Annotated in this window: 23 protein-coding genes; 13 read left to right on the top strand and 10 right to left on the bottom strand. The window is 73.2% G+C overall.

Annotated elements, in window-relative coordinates:
* Nucleotides 1-90 precede the first annotated feature (90 nt).
* From KO717_RS00530 to KO717_RS00515, 4 genes are all read left to right on the top strand, one after another.
* Nucleotides 91-2,328 carry a CHAT domain-containing protein gene (locus tag KO717_RS00530; RefSeq protein WP_301363721.1) on the top strand — a complete coding sequence of 746 codons (2,238 nt, stop codon included), beginning with the start codon at nucleotides 91-93 and terminating at the stop codon, nucleotides 2,326-2,328.
* Between the two features lie 11 nt (nucleotides 2,329-2,339).
* A complete protein-coding gene (locus KO717_RS00525; RefSeq protein ID WP_301363720.1) occupies nucleotides 2,340-3,785 on the top strand; it encodes a lipase/acyltransferase domain-containing protein in 1,446 nt (481 codons plus the stop codon).
* A 166-nt stretch (nucleotides 3,786-3,951) separates the two neighbouring features.
* Nucleotides 3,952-5,820, top strand: coding sequence for a VanW family protein (locus tag KO717_RS00520; protein WP_301363719.1), 1,869 nt, complete (start codon nucleotides 3,952-3,954; stop codon nucleotides 5,818-5,820).
* A 122-nt stretch (nucleotides 5,821-5,942) separates the two neighbouring features.
* A complete protein-coding gene (locus KO717_RS00515; RefSeq protein WP_437184452.1) occupies nucleotides 5,943-8,630 on the top strand; it encodes a SpoIIE family protein phosphatase in 2,688 nt (895 codons plus the stop codon).
* Between the two features lie 34 nt (nucleotides 8,631-8,664).
* Here the strand turns inward: KO717_RS00515 and KO717_RS00510 are convergent, their stop codons facing one another.
* Nucleotides 8,665-9,552: a S41 family peptidase gene (locus tag KO717_RS00510; protein WP_301363718.1), complete on the bottom strand. Its 888-nt coding sequence runs from the start codon at nucleotides 9,550-9,552 to the stop codon at nucleotides 8,665-8,667.
* A 49-nt stretch (nucleotides 9,553-9,601) separates the two neighbouring features.
* Nucleotides 9,602-9,934 (bottom strand): antibiotic biosynthesis monooxygenase family protein, encoded by a 333-nt coding sequence (locus tag KO717_RS00505; RefSeq protein WP_301363717.1) that lies wholly within the window; start codon nucleotides 9,932-9,934, stop codon nucleotides 9,602-9,604.
* A 126-nt stretch (nucleotides 9,935-10,060) separates the two neighbouring features.
* Here KO717_RS00505 and KO717_RS00500 point away from each other — a divergent pair, with 126 nt between their 5' ends.
* The 3 genes from KO717_RS00500 (at nucleotide 10,061) to KO717_RS00490 (ending at nucleotide 12,013) form a co-directional block, all read left to right on the top strand.
* Entirely contained in the window at nucleotides 10,061-11,062 is a 1,002-nt protein-coding gene (locus tag KO717_RS00500; RefSeq protein WP_301363716.1) for an RNA ligase family protein, read from the top strand.
* A gap of 66 nt (nucleotides 11,063-11,128) precedes the next feature.
* Entirely contained in the window at nucleotides 11,129-11,629 is a 501-nt protein-coding gene (locus KO717_RS00495) for a hypothetical protein (RefSeq protein WP_301363715.1), read from the top strand.
* A 138-nt stretch (nucleotides 11,630-11,767) separates the two neighbouring features.
* Nucleotides 11,768-12,013 (top strand): hypothetical protein, encoded by a 246-nt coding sequence (locus KO717_RS00490; RefSeq protein ID WP_301363714.1) that lies wholly within the window; start codon nucleotides 11,768-11,770, stop codon nucleotides 12,011-12,013.
* A 55-nt stretch (nucleotides 12,014-12,068) separates the two neighbouring features.
* On the opposite strand, the gene KO717_RS00485 is transcribed toward KO717_RS00490, so the two are convergent.
* A complete protein-coding gene (locus tag KO717_RS00485; protein ID WP_301363713.1) occupies nucleotides 12,069-12,923 on the bottom strand; it encodes a hypothetical protein in 855 nt (284 codons plus the stop codon).
* A 174-nt stretch (nucleotides 12,924-13,097) separates the two neighbouring features.
* On the opposite strand from KO717_RS00485, the gene KO717_RS00480 reads away from it, so the two are divergent.
* The 3 genes from KO717_RS00480 to KO717_RS00470 all read left to right on the top strand — a co-directional run bounded on the left by KO717_RS00480 (nucleotide 13,098) and on the right by KO717_RS00470 (nucleotide 15,691).
* Entirely contained in the window at nucleotides 13,098-13,757 is a 660-nt protein-coding gene (locus KO717_RS00480; protein ID WP_301363712.1) for a DUF4232 domain-containing protein, read from the top strand.
* Nucleotides 13,758-13,906: 149 nt separating this feature from the next.
* Entirely contained in the window at nucleotides 13,907-14,257 is a 351-nt protein-coding gene (locus KO717_RS00475) for a hypothetical protein (RefSeq protein ID WP_202197609.1), read from the top strand.
* Between the two features lie 66 nt (nucleotides 14,258-14,323).
* On the top strand, nucleotides 14,324-15,691 hold the full coding sequence (locus tag KO717_RS00470) for a pyridoxal phosphate-dependent decarboxylase family protein (RefSeq protein ID WP_301363711.1): 1,368 nt from the start codon (nucleotides 14,324-14,326) through the stop codon (nucleotides 15,689-15,691).
* A 108-nt stretch (nucleotides 15,692-15,799) separates the two neighbouring features.
* Here KO717_RS00470 and KO717_RS00465 read toward each other — a convergent pair whose 3' ends face one another.
* The 5 genes from KO717_RS00465 to KO717_RS00445 all read right to left on the bottom strand — a co-directional run bounded on the left by KO717_RS00465 (nucleotide 15,800) and on the right by KO717_RS00445 (nucleotide 22,683).
* Entirely contained in the window at nucleotides 15,800-17,158 is a 1,359-nt protein-coding gene (locus tag KO717_RS00465; protein ID WP_301374314.1) for a cytochrome P450, read from the bottom strand.
* 116 nt (nucleotides 17,159-17,274) lie between these two features.
* A complete protein-coding gene (locus KO717_RS00460) occupies nucleotides 17,275-19,362 on the bottom strand; it encodes a SpoIIE family protein phosphatase (protein WP_301363710.1) in 2,088 nt (695 codons plus the stop codon).
* A gap of 157 nt (nucleotides 19,363-19,519) precedes the next feature.
* Nucleotides 19,520-20,893 carry an LCP family protein gene (locus tag KO717_RS00455; protein ID WP_301363709.1) on the bottom strand — a complete coding sequence of 458 codons (1,374 nt, stop codon included), beginning with the start codon at nucleotides 20,891-20,893 and terminating at the stop codon, nucleotides 19,520-19,522.
* A 152-nt stretch (nucleotides 20,894-21,045) separates the two neighbouring features.
* The gene (locus tag KO717_RS00450) at nucleotides 21,046-21,477 is read right to left on the bottom strand and encodes a VOC family protein (RefSeq protein ID WP_301363708.1); all 432 of its coding nucleotides are present in this window, start codon (nucleotides 21,475-21,477) and stop codon (nucleotides 21,046-21,048) included.
* Nucleotides 21,478-21,609: 132 nt separating this feature from the next.
* Nucleotides 21,610-22,683, bottom strand: a complete 1,074-nt coding sequence (locus KO717_RS00445; RefSeq protein ID WP_301363707.1) for a DUF5954 family protein — start codon at nucleotides 22,681-22,683, stop codon at nucleotides 21,610-21,612.
* A gap of 264 nt (nucleotides 22,684-22,947) precedes the next feature.
* Here KO717_RS00445 and KO717_RS00440 point away from each other — a divergent pair, with 264 nt between their 5' ends.
* From KO717_RS00440 to KO717_RS00430, 3 genes are all read left to right on the top strand, one after another.
* Nucleotides 22,948-23,535: a hypothetical protein gene (locus tag KO717_RS00440; protein ID WP_301363705.1), complete on the top strand. Its 588-nt coding sequence runs from the start codon at nucleotides 22,948-22,950 to the stop codon at nucleotides 23,533-23,535.
* A 48-nt stretch (nucleotides 23,536-23,583) separates the two neighbouring features.
* Nucleotides 23,584-24,378 carry an N-acyl homoserine lactonase family protein gene (locus tag KO717_RS00435; RefSeq protein ID WP_301363703.1) on the top strand — a complete coding sequence of 265 codons (795 nt, stop codon included), beginning with the start codon at nucleotides 23,584-23,586 and terminating at the stop codon, nucleotides 24,376-24,378.
* Nucleotides 24,379-24,719: 341 nt separating this feature from the next.
* On the top strand, nucleotides 24,720-25,073 hold the full coding sequence (locus KO717_RS00430) for a hypothetical protein (RefSeq protein ID WP_301363701.1): 354 nt from the start codon (nucleotides 24,720-24,722) through the stop codon (nucleotides 25,071-25,073).
* 19 nt (nucleotides 25,074-25,092) lie between these two features.
* Here the strand turns inward: KO717_RS00430 and KO717_RS00425 are convergent, their stop codons facing one another.
* Nucleotides 25,093-25,704 carry a TetR/AcrR family transcriptional regulator gene (locus KO717_RS00425; protein ID WP_301363700.1) on the bottom strand — a complete coding sequence of 204 codons (612 nt, stop codon included), beginning with the start codon at nucleotides 25,702-25,704 and terminating at the stop codon, nucleotides 25,093-25,095.
* Nucleotides 25,701-26,663, bottom strand: a complete 963-nt coding sequence (locus tag KO717_RS00420; protein WP_301363699.1) for a 3-hydroxybutyryl-CoA dehydrogenase — start codon at nucleotides 26,661-26,663, stop codon at nucleotides 25,701-25,703. The genes KO717_RS00425 and KO717_RS00420 overlap by 4 nt, the downstream gene beginning before the upstream one ends.
* Nucleotides 26,664-26,729: the final 66 nt, after the last annotated feature.

Raw genomic sequence — 26,729 nt, 5'->3', positions numbered from 1 at the left:
GCCCCTGCCGGCAGTGGGATAATCCAGTGGGGGAGACAGATGTGACGCACTCGGATCGAGAAGCTCGGGCGACTCGAAGGGAGGAGCGTGGTGAGCACCCCCGCCGCGGCTCGCATCGCTGACCTGCTGGAGGGCGTACCGACGGCCTCGAACCCGCCCGCACGGTTCCCCGCTCCGGCCCCCGACCGACCGCCGCGCACCGATGGTCCAACGCTCAACATCACCGTGATCTGGGGCGACATCGCGCAGATCGCGGCCGATCTGCATGTCACAGGTCATTACCAGTCGGTAGTGCCCGCGGCCGCGGAACTCGCACTCGACCGGGCCATCTCCGTCGACCCCCGCCGCACCATCACGGAACACACCAAGCTCGGCTGGATCGAAGCCCAGTTGGGCGAAGTCACGTATTTCCCCTGCAAGGAGGGCCCCGTACGGTGCGCCGCGGTCGTCGGCATGGGGCCGATGGGCACCCTGACGGAACGCCGCGCCGTCCAGATGTACGCCTCCCTGCTCGGCGAAGCGCTCGGGCTCGGTCACGTCGGGACCATGGCCACCGTGCTCATCGGCTCGGGCACCGGCAATCTGACCGTCAAGCAGGCGGCCCGCGCCCTCGTCCGGGGATTCGCCGACGCCCTGGCCCCGCTCGGCCCGCCCGCACCACCGCCCCGGCTCACCGACGTACTCGTCATGGAGGTCGACCGGCTGCGCGCGGAGCAGCTCCACCTCGCCCTCACGGACTCCGCCGCGAAGCTCCCGCAGGTACGGATCGTCCCCGGGCTGCGCGAGGAGAGCGGCGGCGAGCTGTTCGGGCCCTCCGCCGCGGTGTACGCCCTGTCGGCGCTGACCGGACTCGCCGGCTCGCCGGGCGCGGCCGCCCGTGACGGCACCCCGGGCACCCCCGGCACCCCGGGCGGCCCCGCCCCGCCCGGGGTGCCGGAGGACGTCCTGCACACCGTGCTGGCGGGCTTCGACGCCAACATCCAGGCGAAGATCCGCGAGCAGCTGGCGGACCTGGCCTCGGTGGAACGCACCGAGCTGTCCCTGACCGTCCGCAGACCGGCGGAGGCCCAGGACGACGCGGTGCCCGTCCGGATGTCAGTCCAGTCGGGGGTCGGAGGCCTGCGCTGGGCGGCGCTGACCGGGCGGGCCACCGTACCGGAGCGGCTCGTACCCGTGGACATGGACCTGTTGAGGGAACTCGTGGACCGGCTGACCGAGCCGAGCGTCAAGGACGCGTGCGAACTGCCCGACCTACTGTCCCGGTTCGTCGTACCGCCGGACTTCCAGCGGCTGCTCACCGACGACTCGACGGTGCTGCTGGAACTGGACCGGGACACGGCCTCCGTCCCCTGGGAGTTCCTGGCCGAGATCCAGCAGGCCGGCGTGGAGAAGCGCGATCCCCTCGCGATCCGCACCCAGCTGTCCAGGCAACTGCGCACGACCTACTCGCGGGTGATGACCGAGGGCCTGGCGGACGGACCGCTGCGCGCCCTCGTGATCGGAGACCCGGGAGACCCGGAGAAGGGATTCCACCTGCCGGGAGCCCGCCAGGAGGCCCTCGCGGTGGCCTCCCGGCTCAAGGAGCTCGGGGCCAAGGTCAGCCTCTTCGTCGGCGCGGCCAACGCGCTGCGCCAGCCGGGCGTCGACCCCGCCCGGCGCCTGGACGTCCTGCGGGTCCTGCTGTGCGGGGGCAACCACATCGTCCACTACTGCGGACACAGCGACTTCGACCTCTCCGGCACGGGACGGCGCTCGGGCTGGGTCTTCGCGGACGGCCTGCTGACCGCCCAGGAACTCGCCCTGCTCGAACGCCCGCCCCTGATCGTCGTCGCCAATGCCTGCTACACGGCCCGCCTCGGAGCCGCCGCCGGCCCCGGCACCCCGGACGGAGCGCCCGGCCTCGCCGGCCGCAGCCCCTGGGGGAACCCGCAGGCCGCGCTGGTGCCGAGCCTCGCCGACGAATTCCTGCGCATGGGCGTGGGGCACTACGTCGGGGCGGCCTGGCGGATCCCCGACGACCAGGGGATCTCCTTCGCCGACCAGTTCTACACGCACCTGTTCAAAGGCGGGTCCGGCGAGGCGGCCCCGACGGTGGGCGGCGCCGTCCGCGCGGCGCGCAGGCACCTCTACGGGCTGCGCGCCGCGGGGCAGCAGGAGCAGGGCCCCGGCGGTCCGGGCGGACCGGACAGCGCGGAGAGTCCGGACAGCGCCGACCGTCCCGGCAGCAGCCCGCACGTCACGCCGAGCGGGCAGCGCTGGAGCTCCTGGGCCGCCTACCAGCACTACGGGGACGCGGCCGACCCGTTCGTCCGACCAGGGGGCAACTAGGAGGTCCGCTCATGGCCAGGATCCCGATGGCCGACGTCGTCGTACTGCTCCCCGGTATCAGCGGGAGCGTGCTGACCAGGAACGGCAAAGACGTGTGGGCGCCCTCCGCCTCGGCGGTGCTGGGCGCGCTGGCGAGCCTGGGTGGCTCGCTGGAGTCCCTGGAGCTCGGTGCGGACGACTGGCTCGTGGACGATCTCGGCGACGGCATCACCGCCGACCGGCTGGTGCCCGATCTGCACACCCTGCCCGGACTGTGGAAGATCGACGGCTACACGGCGATCGAGAAGTTCCTCCTGGCACGGTTCGACCTGCAGAAGGGCCGGAACTACTTCCCGTTCCCGTACGACTGGCGGCGCGACAACCGGGCCGCCGCCCGCAGGCTCGCGGAGCAGAGCGCCACCTGGCTGCGGGACTGGCGTGCGGCGAGCGGCAACTCCGCGGCCCAGCTCGTCCTGATCGGGCACTCGATGGGCGGGCTCGTCTCGCGCTACTTCGTCGAGGTGCTGGGCGGCTGGAAGGACACCCGGGCCATCGTGACCTTCGGAACCCCCTACTACGGCTCGCTCAACGCCGTCGAGTTCCTGTGCAACGGCTTCCACAAGCGGATCGGCCCGTTCGAGAAGGACCTCACACAGCTCCTGCGCTCCTTCACCGGCCTGCACCAGCTCGTACCCGTCTACAAGTGCGTGTACGGGCCGGACGGCGAGGCGGCCACCCCGGCCAAGGCCGGGCTGCCCGGCTGGCAGCCGCAGTGGAGCAGCCACCTCACCGACTTCTTCGACGAGATGGAGAAGGCCGCCACCGACAACCGGCAGGAATCCGCCTGGGAGTCCAACCAGGTCGTCTACCACCCCATCGTCGGCATGGACCAGCCCACCCGGCAGTCGGCCCGGTTCACCGACCACAAGGTCGAGACCCTGCTGATCCGCGGGGACGCCGACGAGGGGGGCGACGGCACCGTGCCCAAGCTCTCCGCCGCCCTCTCGGGCACCGAGGACGCCCGCACCTTCGTCCCGCAGAAGCACGGGAGCCTGCAGAACCAGGACTCGATGCTCGACCACCTCGGCGGCATCCTCCAGTCCCTGCACGACATCCGCATCGACGACCTGCGCGCCGCCGTGACCTCCTGGTTCAGCTACCTCGGTGACGACCTCTACCTCGCCGACGAACCCGTCGTCTGCGAGGTCGGCGCCATCAGCGCGCTGAGCGAGAGCGAACTGCCCGAGGTGCCGGCGCGACTCTCGGTGACCGCCCGGGCCACCGGGGCGGCGGTGGTCGCCCGCGACCTCACGGTCGCACGGCAGCGGCAGCGGGTCGACATCGGCCTGCTGCCCGCCGGCACGTACGACCTGCTGATCAGCGCCGGAGCCGACACCGCCCCGCTGTCCGACGTCTTCGTCGTCGCCGGACCGGACGGCACGGACGCAACCGGCGGGACACCCGTGGCCGAGGTCTGAGAGCCCCCGCTCCGCAGGAGACCCGGCCCGGCCGGAATCGTGACAACGATTACATTCATCCCCAAATCGAGCGATCAGCAGGGATCATTATTTCCCGTAATTGTCGTATATGGCTGCCATTGCGGCCCGCGCCACCTGAGGGACCGGTCGGCGCCACGGGAGAGATATGGGACGCGTGCGCAGCTGGACGGTCAACCGACGGATCGCTCTGCCGGTGGCAGTGGCAGGAGCCCTCGTCCTCGGACTGGGCGGCCTCTACGGAACCGCCCTCGCGGTCGGAGGCGACATAGACCAGGGGACCCGGGTCCTCGGGGTGGACCTCGGCGGCATGAGCCGGGCCGAGGCGCGCCGGACGCTGACCCGGGAGCTCGGGCCCGCCGCCGCGGCGCCGATCACGGTGAAGATCGGCGACCGGGTGGAGAAGACCGATCCTGCCGCGCTGGGGCTCTCCCTCGACACCGACGCGACCGTCGACCGCGCCGCCCGCAACGGAGCCGGTCCGGTCGCCGTCGTCGGCAGCCTCTTCGCCTCGGGCAGCCACGACGTGGCGCCCGTGATCAGCATGAACGAGCAGACGGCCCGCGCCGCGGTGGACCGCCTCCGTGAGACCACCGAGCAGCACGTCCGCGAGGGGGCGATCGCGTTCGAGCAGGGCACGGCCAAGGCCGTCGCCCCGCTCACCGGCGTCTCCCTCGTCGAGGACAAGGCCCTCGACACCCTCCGCGACGCCTACCTCCGGCCGGCGGCCGGCCCCGTCGTCCTGCCGGTCACACGCACCGAGCCGCGCGTCGGCGCAGAGGAGACCGGACGGGCCATGCGGCAGTTCGCCGAGCCCGCGATGTCCGGGCCCGTCACGCTCACCGTCGCCGGCCGGCACATGTCCATCACCCCCGCCGCCCTCGGCGAGCACCTGAAGATGCGGGCCGACGGACAGGGCCGCCTCGTGCCCGCCCTCGACTCCAAGAGCCTGCTCAAGGACCCCGCCGTCGCGCCCACGATCGACGCGGTCACCCGTACGCCGCGCAACGCCGCGCCGGGCCTCGCCACCGACGGCCGCGTGGTGATCGCCGACCAGGGCCGTACGGGACGACAGGTCACCCAGGAGGCGCTCGGCCGGGCCGTGCTGCCGCTGCTGACCCGCTCGGGAGCGGCCCGCAGCGGCGAGGTCGCCACCGTCGCGGTCCAGCCGGAGCTCACCGCCGACGAAGCGCGGCGGCTCGGCATCAAGGAGAAGGTCTCCTCCTTCACCGTGGAATTCCCGGCCGCCCCGTACCGCACCACCAACATCGGCCGCGCCGTGGAGCTCATCAACGGATCCGTCGTCATGCCGGGACAGGAGTGGAGCTTCAACCGCACGGTCGGTGAGCGCACCCCTGAGAACGGCTTCGTCGACGGGATCATGATCAACGACGGCCAGTACGTGAAATCGCCCGGCGGCGGTGTTTCGGCGGTCGCCACCACCATGTACAACGCCGCGTTCTTCGCGGGCGTCAAGCCCGTCGAGCACGGCGCGCACTCCTTCTACATCGAGCGCTACCCCGAGGGCCGGGAGGCCACCGTCGCCTGGGGCACCCTCGACCTGCGCTGGATCAACGACTCCGGCCATCCTCTGTACATCCAGGCCCGGTCCACCGACACGTCGCTGACGATCTCCCTCCTCGGGACGAAGAAGTACGACGAGATACGTGCGACCAAGGGGCCGCGCACCAACATCACGCCGCCCGGCAAGCGCACCGGCAGCGGTGAGACCTGTGAGGTCCAGACGCCTCTGGAGGGCTTCGACGTCACCGTCGGCCGGACCTTCGTCCAGGGCGGCAAAGAAGTCAAGCACGAGGACTTCAAGACCCACTACACGCCGCGCGACGAGGTCACCTGCACCCCGGAGGGTGCGCCGGAGGCCTCTCCGGGTGCCACCGCCGGAGCCACCCCCGGAGCCACGCCGGGTGCCACCCCCGGGGCCCCGGGGCCCTCGCAGACCCCGTCCTCCGCCGCCGCGAACGGCGCCCAGGCTGCGGCCCCGCGCCACGCCGACTGAGGTCCTCGAGGGACCAGGTGTGACAATCCGGGCGCTCACCGTGCATGTCGGGGGCCGTGGGCGCCCGGAAGTGCTACAACTGGGTTCGTGACCATTCCTCGCCACCCGTGCCGGGCACGTCGGTGCGGTCACCTCTAGGCAACCGGAAGAAGAGCGTCGCCGGACAGGTATTCGTCCTCCAGGTGGCGATCGTGGTGTTGCTCGCGGCCGGGGCCCTGCTGGCCCTGGTCCTCCAGTCGAGGCACGACACCGAACGCGAGGCACGCAACCGGTCGGTGTCCGTGGCCCAGACCTTCGCCCACTCCCTGGGCCTCCAGGACACCCTCAAGACGTCCGACCCGTCCAAGACGCTCCAGCCCCTCGCCGAGACCACCCGCAAGGCCGCCGGGGTGGACTTCATCGTGGTGATGGACACCAACGGCATCCGGTACAGCCACCCCCAGCCGGACCGCATCGGAAAACGTTTCGTCGGCAACATCGAGCCCTCGCTCAAGGGCCAGGTCCACACCGAGAGCGTGGACGGCCCGCTCGGCAAGGAGATCCAGGCGGTCGTGCCGGTCACCGGGCCCGACGGCAAGGTCAACGCGCTCGTCTCGGCAGGCCTCACCGTCAAGAACGTCACCGGCGTCGTCGACCGCCAGCTCCCGGTGATCCTCCTGGCCATCGCCACCGGCCTCGCCCTGGCCACCGTCGGGACCGCGCTCATCAGCAGACGCCTGCGCCGCCAGACCCACGGCCTCGGCACGCAGGAGATGACCCGCATGTACGAGCACCACGACGCGGTGCTCCACGCCGTCCGCGAAGGGGTGCTGATCACCGACGGCGAAGGCCGCCTCCTGCTGGCGAACGACGAGGCCAAACGCCTGCTCGGGCTTCCGGAGGACGCCGACGGACGCCACATCGCCGACGTACCGGGCCTGGACCGCCGGATGGCCGACCTGCTGCTCTCCGGCCGCGAGGCCACCGACGAGGTCCTGGAGAGCGGGGACCGGCTGCTGGTGGTCAACCAGCGGCCCACCCACCCCCGCGGCCGGCCGGAAGGCGCCGCCATCACCATCCGCGACTCCACCGAGATGCAGGTCCTGACCAGCCGGGCCGAGACAGCCCGCAGACGGCTCAAACTGCTGTACGACGCGGGCGGCGACATCGGTACCAGCCTCGACGTGGTGCGGACGGCCGAGGAGCTCGCCGCCGTGGCCGTCCCCCGCTTCGCGGACTTCGTCACCGTCGACCTGGCGGACCAGGTCATCGACGGCGAGGAGCCCCGCGCGGGCTCCGACATGCGGCGCACCGCGGTCAGCGGCATCCGCTCCGACCACCCCCTCTACCCCGTCGGCCGGCTGATCGACTTCCTGCCCTCCACCCCCCAGGCACGCGGCTACGGCACCGGCAGGGCCGAGCTGGTGCCCCAGCTGGCCGACGCGCCGGGCTGGAAGGCCCAGGACCCGCCGCGCGCCGAGGCCATCGTGGACTACGGCATCCACTCGCTCATCGCGGCCCCGCTCATGGCCCGGGGCGTCGTCCTCGGCGTGGTCAACTTCTGGCGGTCGGAGAAGCAGGAGCCCTTCGACGAGGACGAGCTGTCCCTGGCCGAGGAACTCGTCGCCCGCGCGGCGGTCAGCATGGACAACGCCCGCCGCTACACCCGCGAACACGCCCTCGCCGTGACCCTCCAGCGCAGCCTGCTGCCGCGCGCCCTGCCCGAGCAGAGCGCCATGGACGTGGCGCACTTCTACCTGCCCGCGCAGTCCGGGGTCGGCGGGGACTGGTTCGACGTGATCCCCCTGGCGGGCTGCCGCGTCGCGCTGGTCGTCGGAGACGTCGTCGGGCACGGCCTGCACGCCGCCGCCACCATGGGGCGCCTGCGCACGGCCGTGCACAACTTCTCCTCCCTCGACCTGCCGCCCGACGAGATCCTGGCCCGCCTGGACGACCTCGTACAGCGCATCGACCACGACGGGGAGGGCGACGACGTGAACGGCGGCGTCCTGGGCGCGACCTGCCTGTACGCCGTCTACGACCCCGTGTCCCAGCGCTGCACGATGGCGCGGGCCGGACACCTGCCACCCCTGGTGGTCGCCCCCGACGGCACGACCGAGATCGTGGAGCTGCCGGCCGGACCCCCGCTGGGGCTGGGCGGCATGCCCTTCGAGACGGCGGAGCTGGACCTGGCGGAAGGCAGCCAGCTCGTCCTCTACACGGACGGGCTGATCGAGGAGCGGACCCGGGACATCAGCGAGGGGCTGGAACTGCTGCGCGCGGCCCTCAGCCACCCCGACCGGGACCCGCACGAGAGCTGCCGGGCCGTGCTCGACATGCTGCTGCCGCCCCGGCCCACCGACGACGTGGCCCTGCTCATCGCCCGGACCCGGACGCTCGGCCCGGACCGGGTCGCCCAGTGGGAGGTACCGTTCCAGCCGAGCGCGGTGGGCGCCATGCGCAACGCCGCGGCGAAGAAGCTCGACGAGTGGGGCCTGACGGACCTCGGCTTCGCCACGGAACTGATCCTCAGCGAGCTGATCACCAACGCCCTGCGGCACGGCAGCGGGCCCGTACGGGTACGCCTGCTCCACGACCACAACCTGACCTGCGAGGTGTGGGACGGCAGCAGTACCGCCCCCCACCTGCGCTACGCCGCCACCACCGACGAGGGCGGACGCGGCCTGTTCCTGGTCGCACAGCTCAGCGAGCACTGGGGCACCCGCTACACGCCCGAGGGCAAGGTCATCTGGGCGGAGCTGGCCCTGCCCGGCGCTGCGGGGGGCACGGAGGCCGCCCTCGTGGCCTTCCTGGACGTGGACCCGATCTGACGGCCCCTGACGGCCGGACCGGGCACCGCGCGGGTCAGACGGCCGGCCGAAGGGCCTTCAGCGCCGTCTCGAGCGCCTGCTCCGCCGGGACCCGGACGTCGGGGACGACTCCGACGCCCTCCCAGTTGCCGCCCGTGACGGTGTTGATCGTGCGCGCCGTCGGCACCGTCACGAGCACGTGCTCGGCGACCGCGTGCCGGGCCGTCGGATGGGCGCCGCCCCGGGTCGTGGCACCGGCCACGACGGCCCGCCCCTGCGCCTGGAGGGTGTACGCCACGTCCTCGCCGCCGGAGAAGGTGAACTCGCTCGTGAGGATGTGCACCGGCCGGTCCAGATAGCGCGGAGCCGGAAGATGCCCGACCGTCCAGTACTGGCGGGTCGTGTCGGAGGACCGGTCGTAGATGTCGTTCAGGTGCACCTGGTCGTCGGGGAAGAAGTAGCTGCACCACATCGCGGCGCCCTCCGGAGCCCCGCCGCGGCAGCCGCGGAGGTCCAGGACCAGGGCGGAGCTGTGCGCGACCAGCTGCATGGCCGCGCCGATCGCGCTCGCGCCCTCGACGGCGCTCGCGATCCACCGGAGCTCGATGAGCCCGATGTTCCCCTCCAGCCGCTCGACGCGCTGGATCCCCTGGTTCTCCGCCCGGAGCAGCGCGAGGAACGCGGCCTCCCCGCCGTCCTCGTCCACCGGGTCCAGCGACTGCGGCTCGTCCGTCCACAGCAGGCGCAGGTGCTTGTCCGGGCAGACCTCCTGGAGGTCGGCCGTCACCGCCTCGCAGAGCGCGGGGCCGTCCAGGCCCTCGTACGCACCCGCCGCGAGGCGGCTCCGTATCGCGGCCTCGATGACAACGGCCTTGTCGGGGAACACGTAGCCCGCACCGATCCGGTCCAGAGCACGTTCGATCATCTCTTCGTTCATAGGCATGAGGCGTGATGCTAGAGCGCCAACACCCCGGCGACCAAGGGGTTTCGCCTCAGCCGGCGCGCGGTCCGGGCGCCGGTACCGGGCCACCGGCGGGTTCCGCGAGCATGTCGTCGACGATCTGCATCCGCGTCTCCGGCAGCCGCTCCGCGATCGCCTCCACCATCATCTCGACGCCCTGCGGGTCGGCCGCCGAACAGCGTTCCCGCGCCTCCTCGTCGGGCCAGCGGGCATACGCCACCCACGTACCGTCGTCCGCCCGGTGCAGCCGGGACCCGTAGCTGCCGCACCGCGCGTGGATGGCGGCCGTCACCCGGTGCCAGCCCTCGGTGAACTGCTGCTCCATGCCCGGCCGGAGCCGCCACCGGTAGATCACGGCGAACACGACCGGATTCCTCCCGCATCAGGATGTGGATCTTCAGGGCCACCTTAAGGGGTGTCCTGCCGATCATGCCGGGCAGGTGGAAAACAAACCCGGGAGCTTCGCCGAGGCCCTCGCTACCATCGTCCGGTGCACCCCGAATCCCGCCTCTGGACCCCGTACCCGAAGATCCCCGCCAACACCCGGCTGGGAGAGGCCCGCGGGCGGAACTGGGTCGCCCACGAGAAGATCCACGGCGCCAACTTCGCCGTCGTGTGCGACGCGTCGGGTGCGCACCCCGCCAAGCGGCGCGAACTGCTCACGGACGGCGGACTGGACGACTTCTTCGGCGTCGGCCGGATCTGGCCCGCGCTGGCGGTCGCCGCGGCCCGCTGCGCGCAGAGCCTGCGCGAGGACGGCGGAGCCGCGGCCTCCGCGGTCGTCACCGTCTACGGCGAACTCGCCGGCGGCCGCTACCCCCACCCCGACGTACCCGCCACACCGGGGGCCGAGCCCGTCCAGACCGGCGTCTGGTACGCACCCGAACTCCTCTGGCTCCCGTTCGACGCCACCGTCACCGACGACGACGGCACCTGCTGGGTCGGGGACCGGGCGCTGCGCGCGGCGGCCGCCGGGGCGGGGCTGCTCTGCGTCCCGCTGCTCGCCGAAGGCCCGCTCGGGCGCCTCCAGGAACTGCCGGCGGTTTTCCCCACCCGGCTGCCCGGACTGCTGGGACTGCCCGCGCTGCCCGACAACCTCGCCGAGGGCCTCGTCGTCAAGCCGGCCGACGGATCCCGCGGACCCGGCCGGCCCATGGCCAAGTTCAAGCAGCCCGCCTTCGCCGAGGACGAACGGTTCGACGGCTCGCGCCCCTACCAGGCGCCGGCCGAAGGCGCGGCAGGAGTCCCCGGCTGGCTGCTCGCCCACGGCACCGGCCTGCTCACCCCGGCCCGGGCCGCATCGGCCGTGAGCAAGCTGGGACCCCGCACCCCGCCGTCGGACCTGGCCACCGAGATCGCCCGGGACGCCACCGAGGAGGTGGCGCAGGCGCTGGGCGGCCTGGACGGGACGACGTACCGCGCCCTGGAGGAATGCCTGCACGCCGGAGCCCTGACCCTGGCCCGCTTCGACGCCGCCGACCGCCGTGCCTGACACCGCCGCCGCGGGGGCGGCCCGCCGGATTCCCCCGGCGCCAACGGCACTGTGCATACTGCTGCCATGAAGTCCCCGCCCGGCGCGCGCATCCACCTGATGATCACCTTCGTCCTGGTGACCTGCGGTGCGGTCGCCGGAGGCTGCCTCGGCCTGCTCCTGTCCGGCCGCCTGACGGCCGTGGTCTTCGCGGCCGTCGCCGGACTCGGCGCCGGGCTGGGCGCGTTCTTCTCCCGCCGCCAGGTCCTCGCCCTCTTCGAGCCCGACCACGGGGAAGTCCCGGCCGACGGCTACGCCGAGGGCCTCGCCGACGCCGCGCTCGTCTGCATCGCGACCTACCAGGCCGCCGTCTTCCCGCTCACCACCGACGGGGTGAGCGAGGCCGAGCGGGAGGCCCGTCGCACGATGGCCTACCGCATCTCCGCCTACGAGGGCCTGCCGTACCCGGTACGGAGCTCGGCGGCCGCCGCCCTCGAAGCCATCGACCACGGCGGGGATCCGGGGCGGGCGGAGACCGCGATGAAGGCGCTCTGCCTCACCATCTACGACAACCGCCGCGGCCGCTGACCCCGGCACACAGCGCCGCCGTCCGGTGCGTTCACCTCATTGTGTGATCGGCTGGTCGGCAACGGTTGGGCCTCGGTCCGGCCTCCGGCAGTGGCCTGATGCGGATCATGGCGTTGTCCGGTTATGGAAACTGACGGGATGCTGTTCGCTCGGGCGCCGCTCGACGGTGTCGTCTGGCTCGACACACTGGTCCACGACCCGGCCTGCCGGTCGTGTCCGCGTCTGCGGGCGCCGGGAGAGGAATCGGAGGACGCCGACGCCGACGCCGACGCGGAGGCCGATCCCGACGGGATCCCGGTGCTGTCGGGCCGGGCCCGGAACTGGATGGTGGCCGCGTCCGCGGTCACCGTCGTCTCCGCCGTCCTGACCGTCGTGGCGAACTGACGGCCTGCCCGGCCGGCCCCGCGGTACCCCCGGGCCCGCGGCCGCGTCCGCGCGCTCATCCGCCCTGATGGAGGGTGAGCGTCCAGGTCCGGTGGCTGTGCTTGCCGGGCCGGTCGGGGTGCTGCTCGGTGATGGTCACGGTGATCTCGTCGCCGGTGCGGTGGAGCGCGCCGTGGTGACGCCAGGCTTCCCCGGGGTCGATGGTCTGCAGCTCGGCGAGGACCGTGTCCTCCAGCCCGCGGCCGACGGCGCGCAGCACCCCGGCGTCGAGCACCAGGAGGGTGCCGTCCCCGAGGACGAGCGGCTCCGGGGCCTGCGGATCGGTGAGCGACGGTCCGCGTTCCACGGTGCCACCGGGCAGCAGCCGCACCACCCGGCTGCCGGTGGGGATGTTCCGGTCGGTCTCGACGACGCGGATACCGGTCCCGACGACGTAGTGGCCGTAGCTGCGCCAGGAGTCGTACAGGGTGCCGTCGCGGTCGTACGCCCAGGTGTCGAAGACGTCGTAGCCCTCCAGGCCGAGTACGAACCGGCCCCCGCCCAGGGCCGCGCCGCGCGCACCGCGCAGCTCGGCGATCCGGCTGCCGTCCGCCAGGTCCAGCAGCACGGCCGGGCCGAGGTTGCCCCACGGCGTGTACGCGAGGGAGTCCGTCGTGACCAGGACCCGGCCGCCGGAGATGTGGGCGGCGTTGGGGACGCCGGAACAGAGCGCGGTCCAGCGGGTGCGGCCCGAGTCGTCGACGCAGCTGATCTTCCCGGCCGTGCCGTGGATCCGCAGATCCAGCCGCCGGGCGAGCGGCCGGCCCGCGGGACGCGGCGGACCGCCCGGCGGCAGACCGGCCTTGCGCCCCCGTGCCCGCACCGTGACCCGCCACGCGCCGGCCCGGCCGTTCTCCTCCGATATCCCCATGGAGCCAGATGCTAAGCGCTGCGCGGACCGGACCCGCCGTCTTCGAGGGGACGGCAACCGTGGTCGATCCGACGACACACCGTCACCAAGCTGTGAAGCTTCTACGGGACGCTGGTGCTCCCAGCACGGCCCAGCCCGGCGCGTTCCGCGCATTCCCCAGGGGGGACCACCATCATGAGCACCGTACGCAAGGCCGCCATCGCCCTCGCCGCCGTATCCGCACTGGCCCTGACGGCCTGTGGACCCACCGAGGACGGAGCGGCGGGCGGGTCCGGGACGCCCAGCGCGAGCCCGACGACCGCGAGCCCCACCGGGAGCGCGACCGCCGCCCCGAGCGCGACCGCGTCGAAGTCCGCGGCGCCGAAGAAGACCGCGACCCCGGCGAAGCCGCCGAAGCCGGGTTCGACCGACCCCGACTTCGACGTGTTCCCGTGCAGCACGTTCGACGTGACCTTCACCGCGACCCTGGCCGAGCCCACGACCAGCAGCTACCTGCTGAAGATCACCAACAAGGGCACCAAGGCCTGCAGGGCGCTCGGGCACCCCATCGTCACCTTCGGCGACCTCGACGGCCAGGCCACGGAGCGCGGCGCCGCCCCCGGCATCGAGGACGCGCTCCGGCTGGAACCGGGCCAGTCGGCCTACGCCGGGCTCATGGGCGGCGCCAACGACGGCAAGGGCAAGACCGTCAACTCGATCGCGCTGACCATGAACACCGAGTCCGACCTGAAGCAGACACCGCTGAAGGCGTCGACCCCCGGCCTGTACGTCTCGCCCGGCAAGAACTCCGTGACCGCGTGGATGAACAACGCGGAGGACGCGCTGAGCCTGTAGGGGGGCCGCCCCCGGGGCCCGGGGTGACGGTCCCGGCACGTCCGCGTTCCTCGTTCATCCGGTCGGCGGAGCAGCGCAGGCCGGTCGCGCCCCGCCGGGTCAGGCTGTGGACAAGGACCGTCACCACCGCACAGACGAGGACCGAGCCCATGTCCCACAGCCGACGTATCAGCACCATCGTGGGCGTCGCAGCACTGCTGCTGACGGCCAGCGCCTGCTCGGGCCTGGGCCGGAGCACCGTCGGCATGCTGACCTTCCGCGGACACGACTCGCCGGTCGAGCTGAGCTACTCCAACACGCTGGTCGTCGGCTGCCACAAGATCGGCATCCCGAAGGGGGCCACGCACGTCGAGAACAACACCCTCGTCGACATCGTCCTGTACCGGACGCCGGACTGCCAGAAGACCGACAAGGCGGACGGGATCTACGTGGCCACCACCCTCTCGAACGTCACGGCCCCCGTGAGCCTGCCCTGGCGCAGCTTCAGCGTCATCCACTGACCCCGCGCCCTCCTGCCCCCGGCCCGCCGCTTGCGGGCGGGCCGGGCCTGCCCCATAGTCCGAGGTATGGACGAGCGCGAGGCGGCGCTCCGACAGGCGCACGGCCATGCCGTCCGCTGGCTGGCCAGCCTGTCCGACCGCCCGGTTCCCGCACGCGCCTCGGTCGACGAGATCGTGGGTGCGCTCGGCGCCGAGCTGCCCGACGCGCCGAGCACACCCGCCGACGTCGTCGACCTGCTGGCCACGGCCTGCGAGCCGGGGCTCACCGCCTTCCCCAGCGGCCGCTTCTACGGGTTCGTGGTCGGCGGCACCGAGCCGGCCGCGCTCGCGGCGGACTGGCTGGTCAGCGCCTGGGACCAGAACTGCGTCATGCGCGCGGTCTCGCCCGCCTATTCGGCGGCGGAGGAGATCGCCGGCGCCTGGCTGCTCGACCTGCTCGGCCTTCCGCCCGACAGCGCCGTCGGCTTCGCCACGGGCGCCACCATGGCGAACTTCACCTGCCTCGCCGCCGGGCGCGACGCGGTGCTGCGGCGCACCGGCTGGAACGTGGCCCAGGACGGACTCGCCGGCGGGCCGCCGGTACGCGTGGTCGCGGGCCGGGACCGCCACATGGCCGTCGACCTGGCCCTGCGCTACCTCGGGCTCGGCCGGCCCGAGCTCGTCGACGCGGACGAGGAAGGACGCATCGACCCCGAGGCCCTGCGCCGCACCCTGGCGGCCCGCGGCCCCGGCCCCACCCTGGTGATCCTCCAGGCCGGTGACATCCACTCCGGCGCCTTCGACCCCTTCGCGGAGGCGGTCCGAGCCGCCCGCGAGGCCGACGCGTGGGTGCACGTGGACGGCGCCTTCGGCCTGTGGGCGGCAGCCTCCCCGGCCCACGCACACCTCACCGACGGCTGCGCGATGGCGGACTCCTGGGCCACGGACGCCCACAAGACCCTGAACGTCCCCTACGACTGCGGCCTCGCCATCGTCCGCGACCCCTCCGCCCTCCGGTCGGCGATGGGCCAGCGGGGCGACTACCTCATCCAGCACGAACACGGCGACCCCGTCGACAAGGTTCCCGAACTCTCCCGCCGCGGACGCGCCTTCACCGTATGGGCCGCCCTCAGATCCCTCGGCCGCCAGGGCGTGGCCGACCTCGTCGACCGGCTGTGCCGGCACGCCCGCGCCTTCGCCACCGGCATCGCCGCCATCGACGGCGCGACCGTCCTCAACGACGTGGTCTTCACCCAGGTCTGCGCCGAGTTCGGCGACGACGAACGCACCGACCGGGTACTGGCCCGCCTCCTCGACGAAGGCGAGGCGTGGATCAGCGGCTCCACCTGGCACGGCCGCCGCATCATGCGCATCTCGGTGAGCAACTGGTCGACGACCGACGAGGACGTCGCACGCACCCTCGACGCGATCCGCCGTGCGTCCGACGGCGCATGAGGGCACGTCAAGGCACGTCAAGGCTCCTCCCCGCCGCCGGCCGCGATGTCGTACGCGACGTCGAAGCCCGGGCCGGCCCTGCCGGGCGAGGCAGGAGCCGCCTTCACCCTATCCGTGGCGATCTTGGATGACACGCCGTTCGGTCCTGCCGCCGGTGAGGGTGACGGGCGTCGGGCCGTCGGGGCGGACGGTGATGCTGTACGCCGCCCCGGTGGGGACGGCCCGGAACTCCGGGACGTGGGCGGGCAGCAGGAGTTCGAGCAGGGCGACCGACTCCCGTAGGGCGAACTGCTGGCCCAGGCAGGCACGGGGACCGATGCCGAACGGCAGGTAGGCGCCGGGCCGGGTGGGACGGCCGCCCGGAACCGTGAAGCGCCGGGGGTCGAAGTGCTCCGGATCCGGCCACAGTTCGGGATCCCGGTGGGTGAGGTAGGGGCAGACCAGCAGATCCGTGCCCGCCTCGACGCGGTAGCCCGCCAGGACGTCGTCCTCGGCGGCGTGCCGGGGCAGGATCCACGCGGAGGGGTAGAGCCGGAGCGTCTCGCCGACCAGGGCCTGGATGGCCTCGCGCCGCTCCGCCGAGCCCTCGGGACCGGCCGCGAGGGCCTGCTCGCGGGCCGCGGGGTGGCGGTCGAGGAGCAGGTACAGCCAGGTCAGCGTGGTCGCCGTGGTCTCGTGGCCGGCCACCAGCAGGGTGACGAGCTCGTCCCGCACCAGCCGGTCGGTGTACTCCGGACGCTCGGCCGAGGCGTCGACCAGCACCTGGAGCAGCCCCGGCCCGTCGGGTCCCGGGGCGCCGTCTCGGGCCGCGGCCACCGCACGCCGGGCGACCTCGTCGATCCTGGCCAGGTCGCCCGCGACGGCGTCCCGGGCGTCCACCTGGTCGGCGGGCAGGCTCGGCAGCGCCGCCACCACGGTGGCCACGGCGGTCAGTTCGTGCGCCGTGACGTCGTCCAGCGGGTGCCCGGTGAGCGCCCGCCAGATGGTGTCCAGGGCGAAGCGGCGCATCTCCTCGCCGAGGTCGAAGGTCCGCCCGGTGCGCTCGTGTCCGGCCCACCGTTCGGCCGTGGTCCGGGCCGCCCCGGCGATCCGCGCCTCGTAGCGGCGCATCCCCTTCCCGGTGAACTGCGACTGCAACAGCTTCCGTTGGCTCTTCCAGGCCTCGCCCGTCGCGGCGAGCACCCCGTCACCGATGAGCAGGCGGGCACGATGGGAGCGCTTGACGTAGCGGTCGGGGTGCAGGGCGAGCACGTGCTGCACGGCCTCCGGCGCGGTGACCAGGACGGTGGGCTGCGGCCCCAGACGGAACGAGGCGACACCGCCGAGCCGTTCCCGTACCTGCGCCAACAGGTCGACCAGTTCACCCTGGTGGGTGCGCCACCGTTCCACACAGCCGGCGTCCGCCTCGGGGAGCGGTCGCCCCGCCCGGGACCGCTGCGCGGCGGGCGGCCCGCTGCTGGCGTCGATGGCCACGGCTCTTCTCCTGTCCGGCTGTCGGGACGGCGCCCGAGGGTACGTCGGCACCACGGACTGTACGGGGACGGACGTGTGCGGTGACAGCACCCGAGGGCCGATGGCCCGATTCACACGGCTGGTCGGTGGGCGGGCACGCCGATACGGGCCGCGAGGAGGGCGATGTCGTCGTCCGCGGAGGCGGGCACCAGATGGGCGATGAGGGAGTCGCAGAGGTGGTCGAGCGACTGCTCCGGCGCGGCGAGCAGACCGGTGAGCTCGTCCAGGCGTTCGTCGATGTCACGGCTGCGCGCCTCGATGAGGCCGTCGGTGTACAGGACCAGGGTGCTGCCGGGCGGAAGGGCGATGTCGGTGGTGGTGAAGGAGATGCCGCCGACGCCCAGCGGGACGCCCGGCGGGGTCTTGACGAGGTAGACGGTGCCGTCGGGCTGGATCACGGCCGGGGGCGGATGTCCGGCGCGCGTGACCGTGCAACGGCCTGTGGCGGGGTCGCAGACCACGTAGAGGAAGGTCGCGAGCATCGGGTCGGACAGGTCGGCGAGGGTGGCTTCGAGCTGGTGCAGCAGGGCGGTGGGAGGCATGTCGAGGCGGCCGAGGGCGCGGACGGTCGCGGAGAGCCGCCCCATCACGGCGGCGGCCGCGATGCCGTGGCCCATGACGTCGCCGATGAGGAGCGCGGCCCGGCCCCCGCTGAGGGGCAGGACGTCGTACCAGTCACCGCCCACCTCGTTGACGTCGCTGGCCGGCAGATAGCGGTGGGCGATCTCGATGCCGGCCGGCGGGGTGACGTGCTGGGGGAGCATGCTGCGCTGGAGGACGACCGCGGTCTCGTGCTCGTGGTGGTAGAGGCGCGCGTTGTCGATGCTGATGGCGGCGCGGGCCGCCAGTTCACCGGCAAGGGTGACGTCGTCGGACCCGAAGGGACCGGTGTGCCCGGTGCGGTAGAAGGTGGCGACGCCGAGGACCATGTCGCGGGCGATGAGCGGCGTCATCATGAACGAGTGCACGCCCAGCTCCAGGAGTTGGGCCGGCTTGGGGGAGTGCCGGGCCGCGGTGGCGACGGTCCGGTCGTCGAGCTGGGCGATCAGGAACGACTGACGGGCCGCGAGGGCCTGGGTGTAGGGGGCGGTCGAGGGGAAGATGAGGGTCCGGCCCAGGGGCGCCAGGGTCTGCGTGACGGCGGAACCGGTCAGCGGCGCCTTGCCCAGCCGGCGCAGGGCGACGCCCCCGGCCAGTCCCGTGCCGGGCTCGATACCGCGGGCGAGGGAATCCAGGACATCGACCGTGACGGCGCTCGCGAGATGCGGGACGGCGAGGTCGGCGAGCTCCTGCGCCGTCCGCTCCAGGTCGAGGCTGGCGCCGATGCGGGAACTCGCCTCGCTGAGCAGGGCGAGGCGGCGGCGGCCCGCCTCGACCTCGCTGTGGTCACGCTGCTGCAGGGTGATGTCGAGGAGCGAGGCGATCACGCCGATCGGCCGGCCGCCGGGATCCTCGACGCGCACGTACGAGCACGACCACACATGGTCGTGGTCCGGGTCGGCCGGGGTCCGGCCGGTACGGCGCCGGTCGAGGACCGGCTCACCCGTGGCCAGGACCTCGCGCATCGCCTCCTCCATCTCGTCGGCGTTCACCTCGGGCAGCAACTCGGCCAGCCGCCGCCCCACATGGGCGGACTCCGCGAGACCGTTCATCGCTTCGAGGGCCGGGTTGACCTGGAGGAACCGCAGCTCCGTGTCGAGGACCCCGATCCCGACCGGCGAGCGGGCGAACAACCCGTCCCAGACGGCCGAGGACCCGCGGATCCGGCGGGCCGCGTGCGCGTCCGCCGCGAAGACCAGCACGGCCGAAGCACCGTGGCGGCGGTCCGGGACCGGACAGGCCCAGATCTCCAGCTCCAGCGGGTGACCCTTGCTGTGCCACGCGGTGACCGTACCCATGACCCCGCGCCCGGTGGCGGCCGTCTCCCACAAGGACCGGCCCAGGCTGCGATCGGCTCCCGGATGCAGGAGATCGGAGATGTGCCGCCCCAGCACCTCGGGCGGGGCGTAGCCGAGGAGCTGCTGCGCGCCGTGGTTCCAGCGCACGATCATGCCGTCACTGCTGGTGGCCACGAGCGCGACCGGCAGGGCGCCCAGCCATCCTCCGGCATCCTGGGCGGCGCTGCTGATCAGGTCGTCGAGCGGCATCTCCTCATGCATCCTGCACCCGCTCCTCCGGGGCGCCCCCGGCCTCGCGCCGCGGCAGCCCCACCGGGGCGGCGTGCGCGCCCGCCGACCCGGCGCCGCGGCCGCGCCACGGTCCGCTCCTGCGGCCACTCACCTGGTGCATGCTGCGACTGCGCGTGGTCCACATCTCTCATCGTCGCCCGGATGGCTCCACGGCGCCCCCCGGCTGCGCGGCCCCGGCCGCGGCCGGGGCTTCGGCGCAGCGGAGGCGGTCGGCGGTCACGGGGGCGCCGTCGGCCACGTTGCGGTCGTAGGTGACGCTCGTGACCCGGACGGGCCGTGCACCGACGGTGACCTCGACGACCGCGTCGAGATCCGGGTCCGCCTGCAGACGGGAGCCGGGCAGGGCGGCCGCGACGGTCGCCGCGTCGTCCTCCTGGCCGGTGGCGTACCGGATGACCGGGGGCCCGGACGGGCGTACCGCCGGTGCGGTCGCCGAGGTGTCGGTGACGGCGAACCCGTTGCCGCGCAGGGCGGCGGCGACCTCGGCGTCGTCCACGCGGACGGCGATCCGGGTCGGGTCGGTCGGGGCCGGGTTCTGTGCGACGGGCTGGATCCGGGTGTCGCCCGTGATCGGGCGGTCCGCGCCGAGCGCCTCCCACAGGGCGGCGGAGCGGGCCTCGTCCCACACCAGGGTGGAACCCACTCCGGGTACGCGGTGGTCGAAGAGCCGGATGGGGACGGTCGCGACATCCGTCCGGTCCGAGCGGAGGTGACCGAGCGCCCAGCCGATGCGCACCAGGTCGTCCAGGCCCGTCCCTGCGTCGGTGCGTACGGTCTTCAGCAGGGTGCGCACGGTCCGCGCCGTGCTGATGGGGCCGGCCAGGGCGCCCTCCGCGGTGAGCCGGGCCAGCAGGTCGTCGACCACGCGCTGCTGGCGGCGGACCCGGCCGAGGTCGCCGGGCCGCAGGTTGACGTGCCGGGCCCGGACGTAGCGCAGTGCTCCGTTCCCGTCGGCGAGGTGGCGGCCGGCGCCGATGTCGAGTCCGGAGTTCTCGTCCTTGAGCGGCCTGTCCGTGCACACGGTGGCGCCGCCGAGGTTGTTCACCGTCTGCTCGAAGCCCCTGAAATCGGTCTGCAGGTAGTGGTCGATGTGCAGACCGGTGGCCTTCTCGACGGTGGCCACCGTGAGCGGGCCGCCGCCGAGGGCGAACGCACCGTTGATCTTGCCGCTACGGGCCGGTGCGGTGGCGGTGGTGCCCGCGTACTCGACGTAGGAGTCGCGCGGGATGGAGACGATGCTCGCGCGCCGCCGGTTCTTGGCCAGGTGGACGAGCATCATCACGTCGGTGCAGTTGCAGCCCTTGCCGCCCACGTGCAGGCGCCGCTTCTCGGCCGCGGAGAGCCCGGCGCGGCTGTCGATGCCCACGACCAGGATGTTGGTGCCCCGGCCGCCGCCACCACCGCCTGCCGACGCGCTCGCGGCCGAGACGGCCTGGGAACCCGCGAAGGATCCGCAGGAGAGGGCGGTCAGCAGGGTCAGAGCGACAGCGATACGACGCAAGGCACATCCCCGGAATAGAACGGACCGGCTGAAATCGGGAATGTACCGGCCGTGTGTGCGAGCGGCCGGGGTGGACGCGCCGGGATTCCTCCCCGCAGGGGCGGGGCTTGGTACATCTGCCCGCCGTCGCGGCCGAGCGGGCGCCGGCCCGGTCAGCGCTCGGACAGCTCCGAGGGGGCCTCCTGGACCACCCAGCTGTTCCCGTCGGGGTCCTCGAAGGTCATGAAGGAATTCCAGACGCCGCCCTTGCCCTCCTCCCAGCCCGATGCGCCGAGGTTCCGGACGGGCGAGACGTCCACGCCCCGGGCCACCAGCTCCTCGCGGGCCGCCTCGATGTCCGTGACGCACAGCTGAAGACCGTGCAGGGTGCCGGGCGCCATGGTCTGTCCGCCGGGCGCCCCGGGCATCCCCTGGAGCATGGCGATGGAGCACCGGGAACCGGGCGGGGTCAGCTGGATGATGCGCACCCCCGGGGCGACCTCGTCGTCGAGGTCCACGCCGAAGCCGACCTGGTCGGCGTAGAAACTCTTCGCGCGATCCATGTCGGTGACAGGGACGGGGACGACTTCGAGCGTCCAGTTCATGGGTGTCTCCCTCGGAGCATCGGCGGGTCGCACAGCGGGGCGGGTCCACCGTTCCCCATGCGGTCCGGTGGCGCACGTCGAAACGCCCGGCGGGCGCCGACTTCTGCGGGAAGCGCGGACGTGTGCCGCGGGTCAGTCGTCGGGCAGGACGCGCCCGTCCTCGTCGAGCGAGAGGTGGATCCGCGCGGGCTCCTGGCTGTTGACGTCGGACGGCCGCGGGCCCTCCGGCCCGTCGGGCCCCCAGCGCAGCAGGCGGCGGGTACGGACGATCTGGTACACGGCGCCCTGGAACTCCAGCCGGTCCACACGTCCGCCCCGGAGCGTGTCGGCGGCCCCGGCGTACGCCGCCAGCTTCGCGGCCCGCAGGTCCGCGGACTCCCCGCCGCCCGCGGCCGTCCACGTACGGGCGTCCGTACGAGGGTCGGCGTCGTGGGGGATGTGACCGCGCATCCGCGGCCACATCCACGTCAGCGCGAAGTCCAGCGACTTGCGGGCGGCGTGCGGGGTCGCGTGCGGGCCGCTGACCGGCCGCCAGCCGTCCGTGGTCCGCTCCACGACGCCGAAGGTCGGCGGCATCAGCAGCACGTCCGGGTGGGTGTCCAGGGCCCGCCGCGAGTCGGCGCGCACCTCCTCGGGGAACCGCTCGCCCGTGTAGCACAGGCCGCGCAGCGCCAGCTGCTCGAACGCCTGGGTCGGGGTGACCGGAGCGTCCGGATCCACGACCAGACCGTCATCGATCCCGGGCTCCCGTACGGTCCGGTCCCAGTCGCGGACGAGGGGCTCCGGATCCGTCGGGCGGGGCGTCTCCATACCGCCGGGGCCCGAGGCCGCGTACTCCTCGGCGCGCACCACCCGGTACCGGGTCCCGGCCACGACGAGTTCGTCGACCCGCTCGCTCTCCAGCCGGGCGACCGCCGCCAGCAGCTCGCGCCGCTCCGCCCGGTCCTGCGCCTCGTCCTTCGCGTGGAACCACAGCCGCGAGTTCAGCCCGTCGCGCGCCTGCTGCGGACAGCCGGCCGTCACTTCGAGCACCACCCGCCACCGCGGCCCGTCCCCGGCCGACTGCGCCGCCACCCCGAACAGCGGGCCGCGCACCACCACATCGCCCGCCCGCGCCACGGCGTCGAGCGCGTCGGCTTCCACTGCGGCTTCCACCGGTTCCACCGGCACCCGCACCACCACCGGCCGCGACCCGCGCGGCCTCATGTCCCCACGGTCCATGGCCCCATCCTGCCGACCGGTGCCGGGCACCGCCCCCGATTCGCCGATTCCCCAGCCCCGGAGGACCCGAGGGCGGTACCGTCCGCGCACCCCTGGCATGTACCCGGCACACCCCTGACATTCGTCACTGTCCGTCCCGCCGGACGCGCGCGAGCCTGAAGGAGGGGAAGCGACGGGCGACGACGGGCAGGGGCGGCCATGACGGTGACGGGACCGAGTGGACGGATGGCAGGACCGGAGACGGGGGCCGTGACACCACGGCCGACCCGGGCCGGGATCGTACGGATATGGGCCCGGTCGCTGACGGCGGTGGTGCTCCGGCGCCCGACGGCACCGGGGCCGCGGCACTCGGCCGGGATGCGGCAGGTGGTGCTGGTCCTGGCGGCGACGGAGATCGTGGTGGCCTTCCTGCTCTCCTCGATGCTGCCGCCCGCGGTCCGGCCGGTGCACGCGGCACTGGAGCTCCTGCTGGTGCTGGGCGGGCTGGGCCTGGTGGCGGCGCTGGTCCGGCACTCGCACGAGGTGGCGGAGGAGCGGGTGGTCTTGCGGACCGCCTTCCTCGGCGACGTGACCCTGCCGCGCGCGTCGGTCCGCTCCACCTCCCACGTGGTCCGCACCGTCCCCGGCCGCGGCCCGAGGCCCGTACCCGGCGAACCGGACGCGGTGGCCTGCTCGGTGGAGAGCGCGCTGAACGTGGCCGTGCACCTCGACCCGCCCGTACGCCTCGATCTGGGCCCGGCCGGGCCGGTGGAGGCGGCGACCGTGTACATCTGCGTGGACTCGCCGCCCGACCTCGCGGCGGCCCTCCGGCGCGTGGTCCCGCCGCACCGGAGCTAGCCTGGACAGGAGGAATCCGCCCGCCGGCACGTGGGGAGGGAGGTCCCCGTGGTGACCCCGAGACTGCGCGTGACCACACTGGACGCGGGACCCTTCACCCTGCCGAAGAGCGACCTCCTGCACGGGGCGAGCGGCACCGTCACCGTGCCCTCGACGGTCGCCGTCATCGAGCACGCGACCCACGGACCGATCCTCTTCGACACGGGCGTCAACCACCGTGTCGCGGACCCGGAGGCGGCCGAGGCCCACTGGGGCCCGGGCCTGCGGGCGGCGTACGGCGCCGAGGGGTTCACCCGGGCACACGCCGTGGACGCCCAGCTGGAGCGCCTCGGCTACCGGCTCGCCGACGTCCGGTACGTCCTCTACTCCCACCTGCACCTCGACCACGCCGGAGGGATGACCTACTTCCCGCACGCCGTGCACGTGGCTCAGCACGACGAACTGCGCCACGCCTGGTGGCCGGACCGCTGGACGGCCCGGGGCTACGCCTTCGAGGACTACGCGGGCGGCCGCAACTACGACTACCTCGAACTGAGCGGTGACACCGACCTGTTCCGGGACGGCACGATCACCCTCGTGCGCACTGCCGGCCACACCCCCGGCCACCAGGGACTCATCCTCGACCTCGACCACCACGGACGGATCGCGCTCATGGGCGACGCGGCGCACCTCCAGCAGGGCCTGGACCACAACGTGCCCATGCTCAGCGACTGGAACACCGAGGAGAAGATGCTGACCTACGGGCGTCTGCGCGTCCTGTCCCGGTCCGGGATCCGGGTCTTCCTCTCCCACGACCCGGAGCACTTCGCCGCCCTGCCGCACGACGGCGAGTTCTGGGACTGAGAACCCGGACAGGCCGCCCTGCGAGCCCGCGGCAAGGCCGCGCGCCACCCCACCGGGCGCTGTCCCCCGAGGGGGTCCGGTGGGGCGGGATCGTGCAGCGAGGCAGCCCGCCTCAACCCTTGAATGGGAATGCTCCGACTGTAGGGCGAGCCACTGACAATGCCCCGAAGGCCAGGCCCTGATTCGAACGTACATCCGGTGAGCGGCCCGGCCCGCCGGGCTCGGAATGCCGCCCCCGCCCGCCCGGCGCACTCTGGGGATATGCGGGACCGACCGCACCGAGACCGTCCCGCTCCCCGTGCCGCCCTCCGGCGGCCCCGAAGCGTGGGGAGGCAGGACATATGGCCAAGTCCGACGAACCGAAGGGCTGGGGGCCGCCTCCGGACCCGCCCCCGGAACTCTTCTACGCGCCCCCGGGCGAGCCCCTCGACGACGCGCGGCGCACCGCGATCCTCGACTGGACGGTCAACCAGTACGTCGCCCAAGGATGGCGGGTCGAATCGCGCTCCCCGACCCAGGCGGTGCTGGTGCGCGGCGGCAACGTCAACCACCTCCTGCACGCGATCCTGACGATCTTCACCTGCCTGCTGTGGGGCGTCGTGTGGATCGTGCTGGCCCTGGGGAACAGGACGGAGCGCGTCGCCCTCACCGTCGACCAGACCGGCCAGGTCCAGACCGTGCACGGTCCGGGCTGACCCGGACCGGCCGGCCCGGTCACACGTCCGGGAACTCCGGGGCGATGCCCAGCGTGGGGGCGATGGCCCGCCAGATCGTCGACCGGGCCGCCGCGAGGTCCACCCGGGGATCGTCGAGCATCAGCCGGATCCCGAGCCCGTCGCACAGGGCCAGCACCAGGGTGCCGAGCGCGGCGACGTCGCAGGCGGCGAACTCCCCCGAGCGGATGCCCCGTTCGACGGCCCCGCCGACCCACGCGTGGAGCTGGTCGTACAGGTCGACGGCCAAATGCCGGGCCGCCGTGTCGCGCTGGGCCCGCACCCACAACTCCTGCCAGAGCTTCCAGTCCTGGCGCAGCTCCGCGTCGGTCGGCAGCATGCTCCGCAGGATGCGGGCCAGGACGACCGCGGAGGGCACCGAGTCGGGGACGCCCTCGGTGTCCGTACCGGTCTGGGCGAAGGAATGCGTCATCGCCTCGTCGAAGAGCTTCTCCCGCGTGTCGAAGTGGTAGTGCAGCAGGGCCTTCGACACACCGGCGTGCTCGGCGACCTTGCGCATGCTGACGTTCTCGAAGCCGATGTCGGCGATGACTTCGCACGCGGCCGTGAGGATTCGCTCACGCGTCTCGAGTGCGCGCTCGGCCTTGGTCACGTTGGCTGCTCCCCGTGTCGGCGCCCGTGGACCGGGCGGGTGGGCCCGGTTGCCGTGGCCACCACACCACCATCCTCGCGCATCGCGCCGCCTCCGCGGTCGCCGTAGGTGTGGAAGCCCCTGCCCGTCTTGCGGCCCAGCCGGCCCGCGTCGACCATCCGGGCCAGCAGCGGCGGCGGGGCGTACAGCGGCTCCCGGTACTCCGCGTACATCGACCGCGCGATGGCCTGCACCGTGTCCAGGCCGATCAGATCGGCCAGGGCGAGCGGTCCCAGCGGGTGCGCGCAGCCCAGGGTCATGCCCCGGTCGATGTCCTCGGCCGACGCGGCGCCGTTCTCGGCCATGCGCACGGCGGCCAGCAGGTACGGTACGAGGAGCGCGTTCACGACGAATCCCGCCCGGTCCCGGGCCCGGACGACCTCCTTGCCCAGCACCTCGGAGGCGAACGCGTGCGCCCGCCGGACGGTCTCGTCGCCCGTGAGCAGGGACGGTACGAGCTCGACCAGCGCGAGCACCGGTACCGGGTTGAAGAAGTGCAGGCCGACGACCTGCTCCGGCCGCGAGACGGACGCGGCCAGCCTGATGACGGGGATGGAGGAGGTGTTCGTCGCGAGGACGGCGTCCCGGCGCTCCACCACCCGGTCGAGCAGGGCGAAGACCTCCAGCTTCGCCCGTTCGTCCTCCGCCACCGCCTCGACGACGAGGTCCCGGTCCGCCAGCCGCGCCACGTCGACGGTCACCGTGATCCGGCCGACGGCGGCGTCCCGTTCGGCGGCCGTCAGCTTGCCGGACGCCGCGGCGCTGTCCAGGGAACGGATGATCCGCTCCCGGCCGGCGGCCGCGGCCGTACGGGTCGTCTCCACCACGACGACGTCCCGTCCGGCCCGGGCGCAGACCTCGGCGATACCGGATCCCATCAGCCCGCAGCCCACGATCCCGACCCGTTCGACATCGGTCATCGATCGGTCCTCCCTCCTCTGATGCCTCGCTGCTCCTGCTTGCTCCTGCTGCTCGTGCTGCGCACG

It is taken from the genome of Streptomyces xanthophaeus (assembly GCF_030440515.1).
In the GTDB taxonomy this organism is placed as follows: Bacteria; Actinomycetota; Actinomycetes; order Streptomycetales; family Streptomycetaceae; genus Streptomyces; species Streptomyces kutzneri.
Note: the sequence above shows the minus strand (reverse complement) of the source record. Positions and strands in the feature narration are given on the sequence as shown.

Bases quoted from the DNA above. Each gene is read 5' to 3' on its own strand.
- KO717_RS00420 (WP_301363699.1), bottom strand. From the start codon at position 26,663: ATGACCGATGTCGAACGGGTCGGGATCGTGGGCTGCGGGCTGATGGGA.
- KO717_RS00510 (WP_301363718.1), bottom strand. From the start codon at position 9,552: ATGCCTATGAACGAAGAGATGATCGAACGTGCTCTGGACCGGATCGGT.
- KO717_RS00520 (WP_301363719.1), top strand. From the start codon at position 3,952: ATGGGACGCGTGCGCAGCTGGACGGTCAACCGACGGATCGCTCTGCCG.
- KO717_RS00480 (WP_301363712.1), top strand. From the start codon at position 13,098: ATGAGCACCGTACGCAAGGCCGCCATCGCCCTCGCCGCCGTATCCGCA.
- KO717_RS00490 (WP_301363714.1), top strand. From the start codon at position 11,768: ATGCTGTTCGCTCGGGCGCCGCTCGACGGTGTCGTCTGGCTCGACACA.
- KO717_RS00485 (WP_301363713.1), bottom strand. From the start codon at position 12,923: ATGGGGATATCGGAGGAGAACGGCCGGGCCGGCGCGTGGCGGGTCACG.
- KO717_RS00450 (WP_301363708.1), bottom strand. From the start codon at position 21,477: ATGAACTGGACGCTCGAAGTCGTCCCCGTCCCTGTCACCGACATGGAT.
- KO717_RS00445 (WP_301363707.1), bottom strand. From the start codon at position 22,683: ATGAGGCCGCGCGGGTCGCGGCCGGTGGTGGTGCGGGTGCCGGTGGAA.
- KO717_RS00475 (WP_202197609.1), top strand. From the start codon at position 13,907: ATGTCCCACAGCCGACGTATCAGCACCATCGTGGGCGTCGCAGCACTG.
- KO717_RS00470 (WP_301363711.1), top strand. From the start codon at position 14,324: ATGGACGAGCGCGAGGCGGCGCTCCGACAGGCGCACGGCCATGCCGTC.
- KO717_RS00495 (WP_301363715.1), top strand. From the start codon at position 11,129: ATGAAGTCCCCGCCCGGCGCGCGCATCCACCTGATGATCACCTTCGTC.
- KO717_RS00525 (WP_301363720.1), top strand. From the start codon at position 2,340: ATGGCCAGGATCCCGATGGCCGACGTCGTCGTACTGCTCCCCGGTATC.
- KO717_RS00460 (WP_301363710.1), bottom strand. From the start codon at position 19,362: ATGCATGAGGAGATGCCGCTCGACGACCTGATCAGCAGCGCCGCCCAG.
- KO717_RS00430 (WP_301363701.1), top strand. From the start codon at position 24,720: ATGGCCAAGTCCGACGAACCGAAGGGCTGGGGGCCGCCTCCGGACCCG.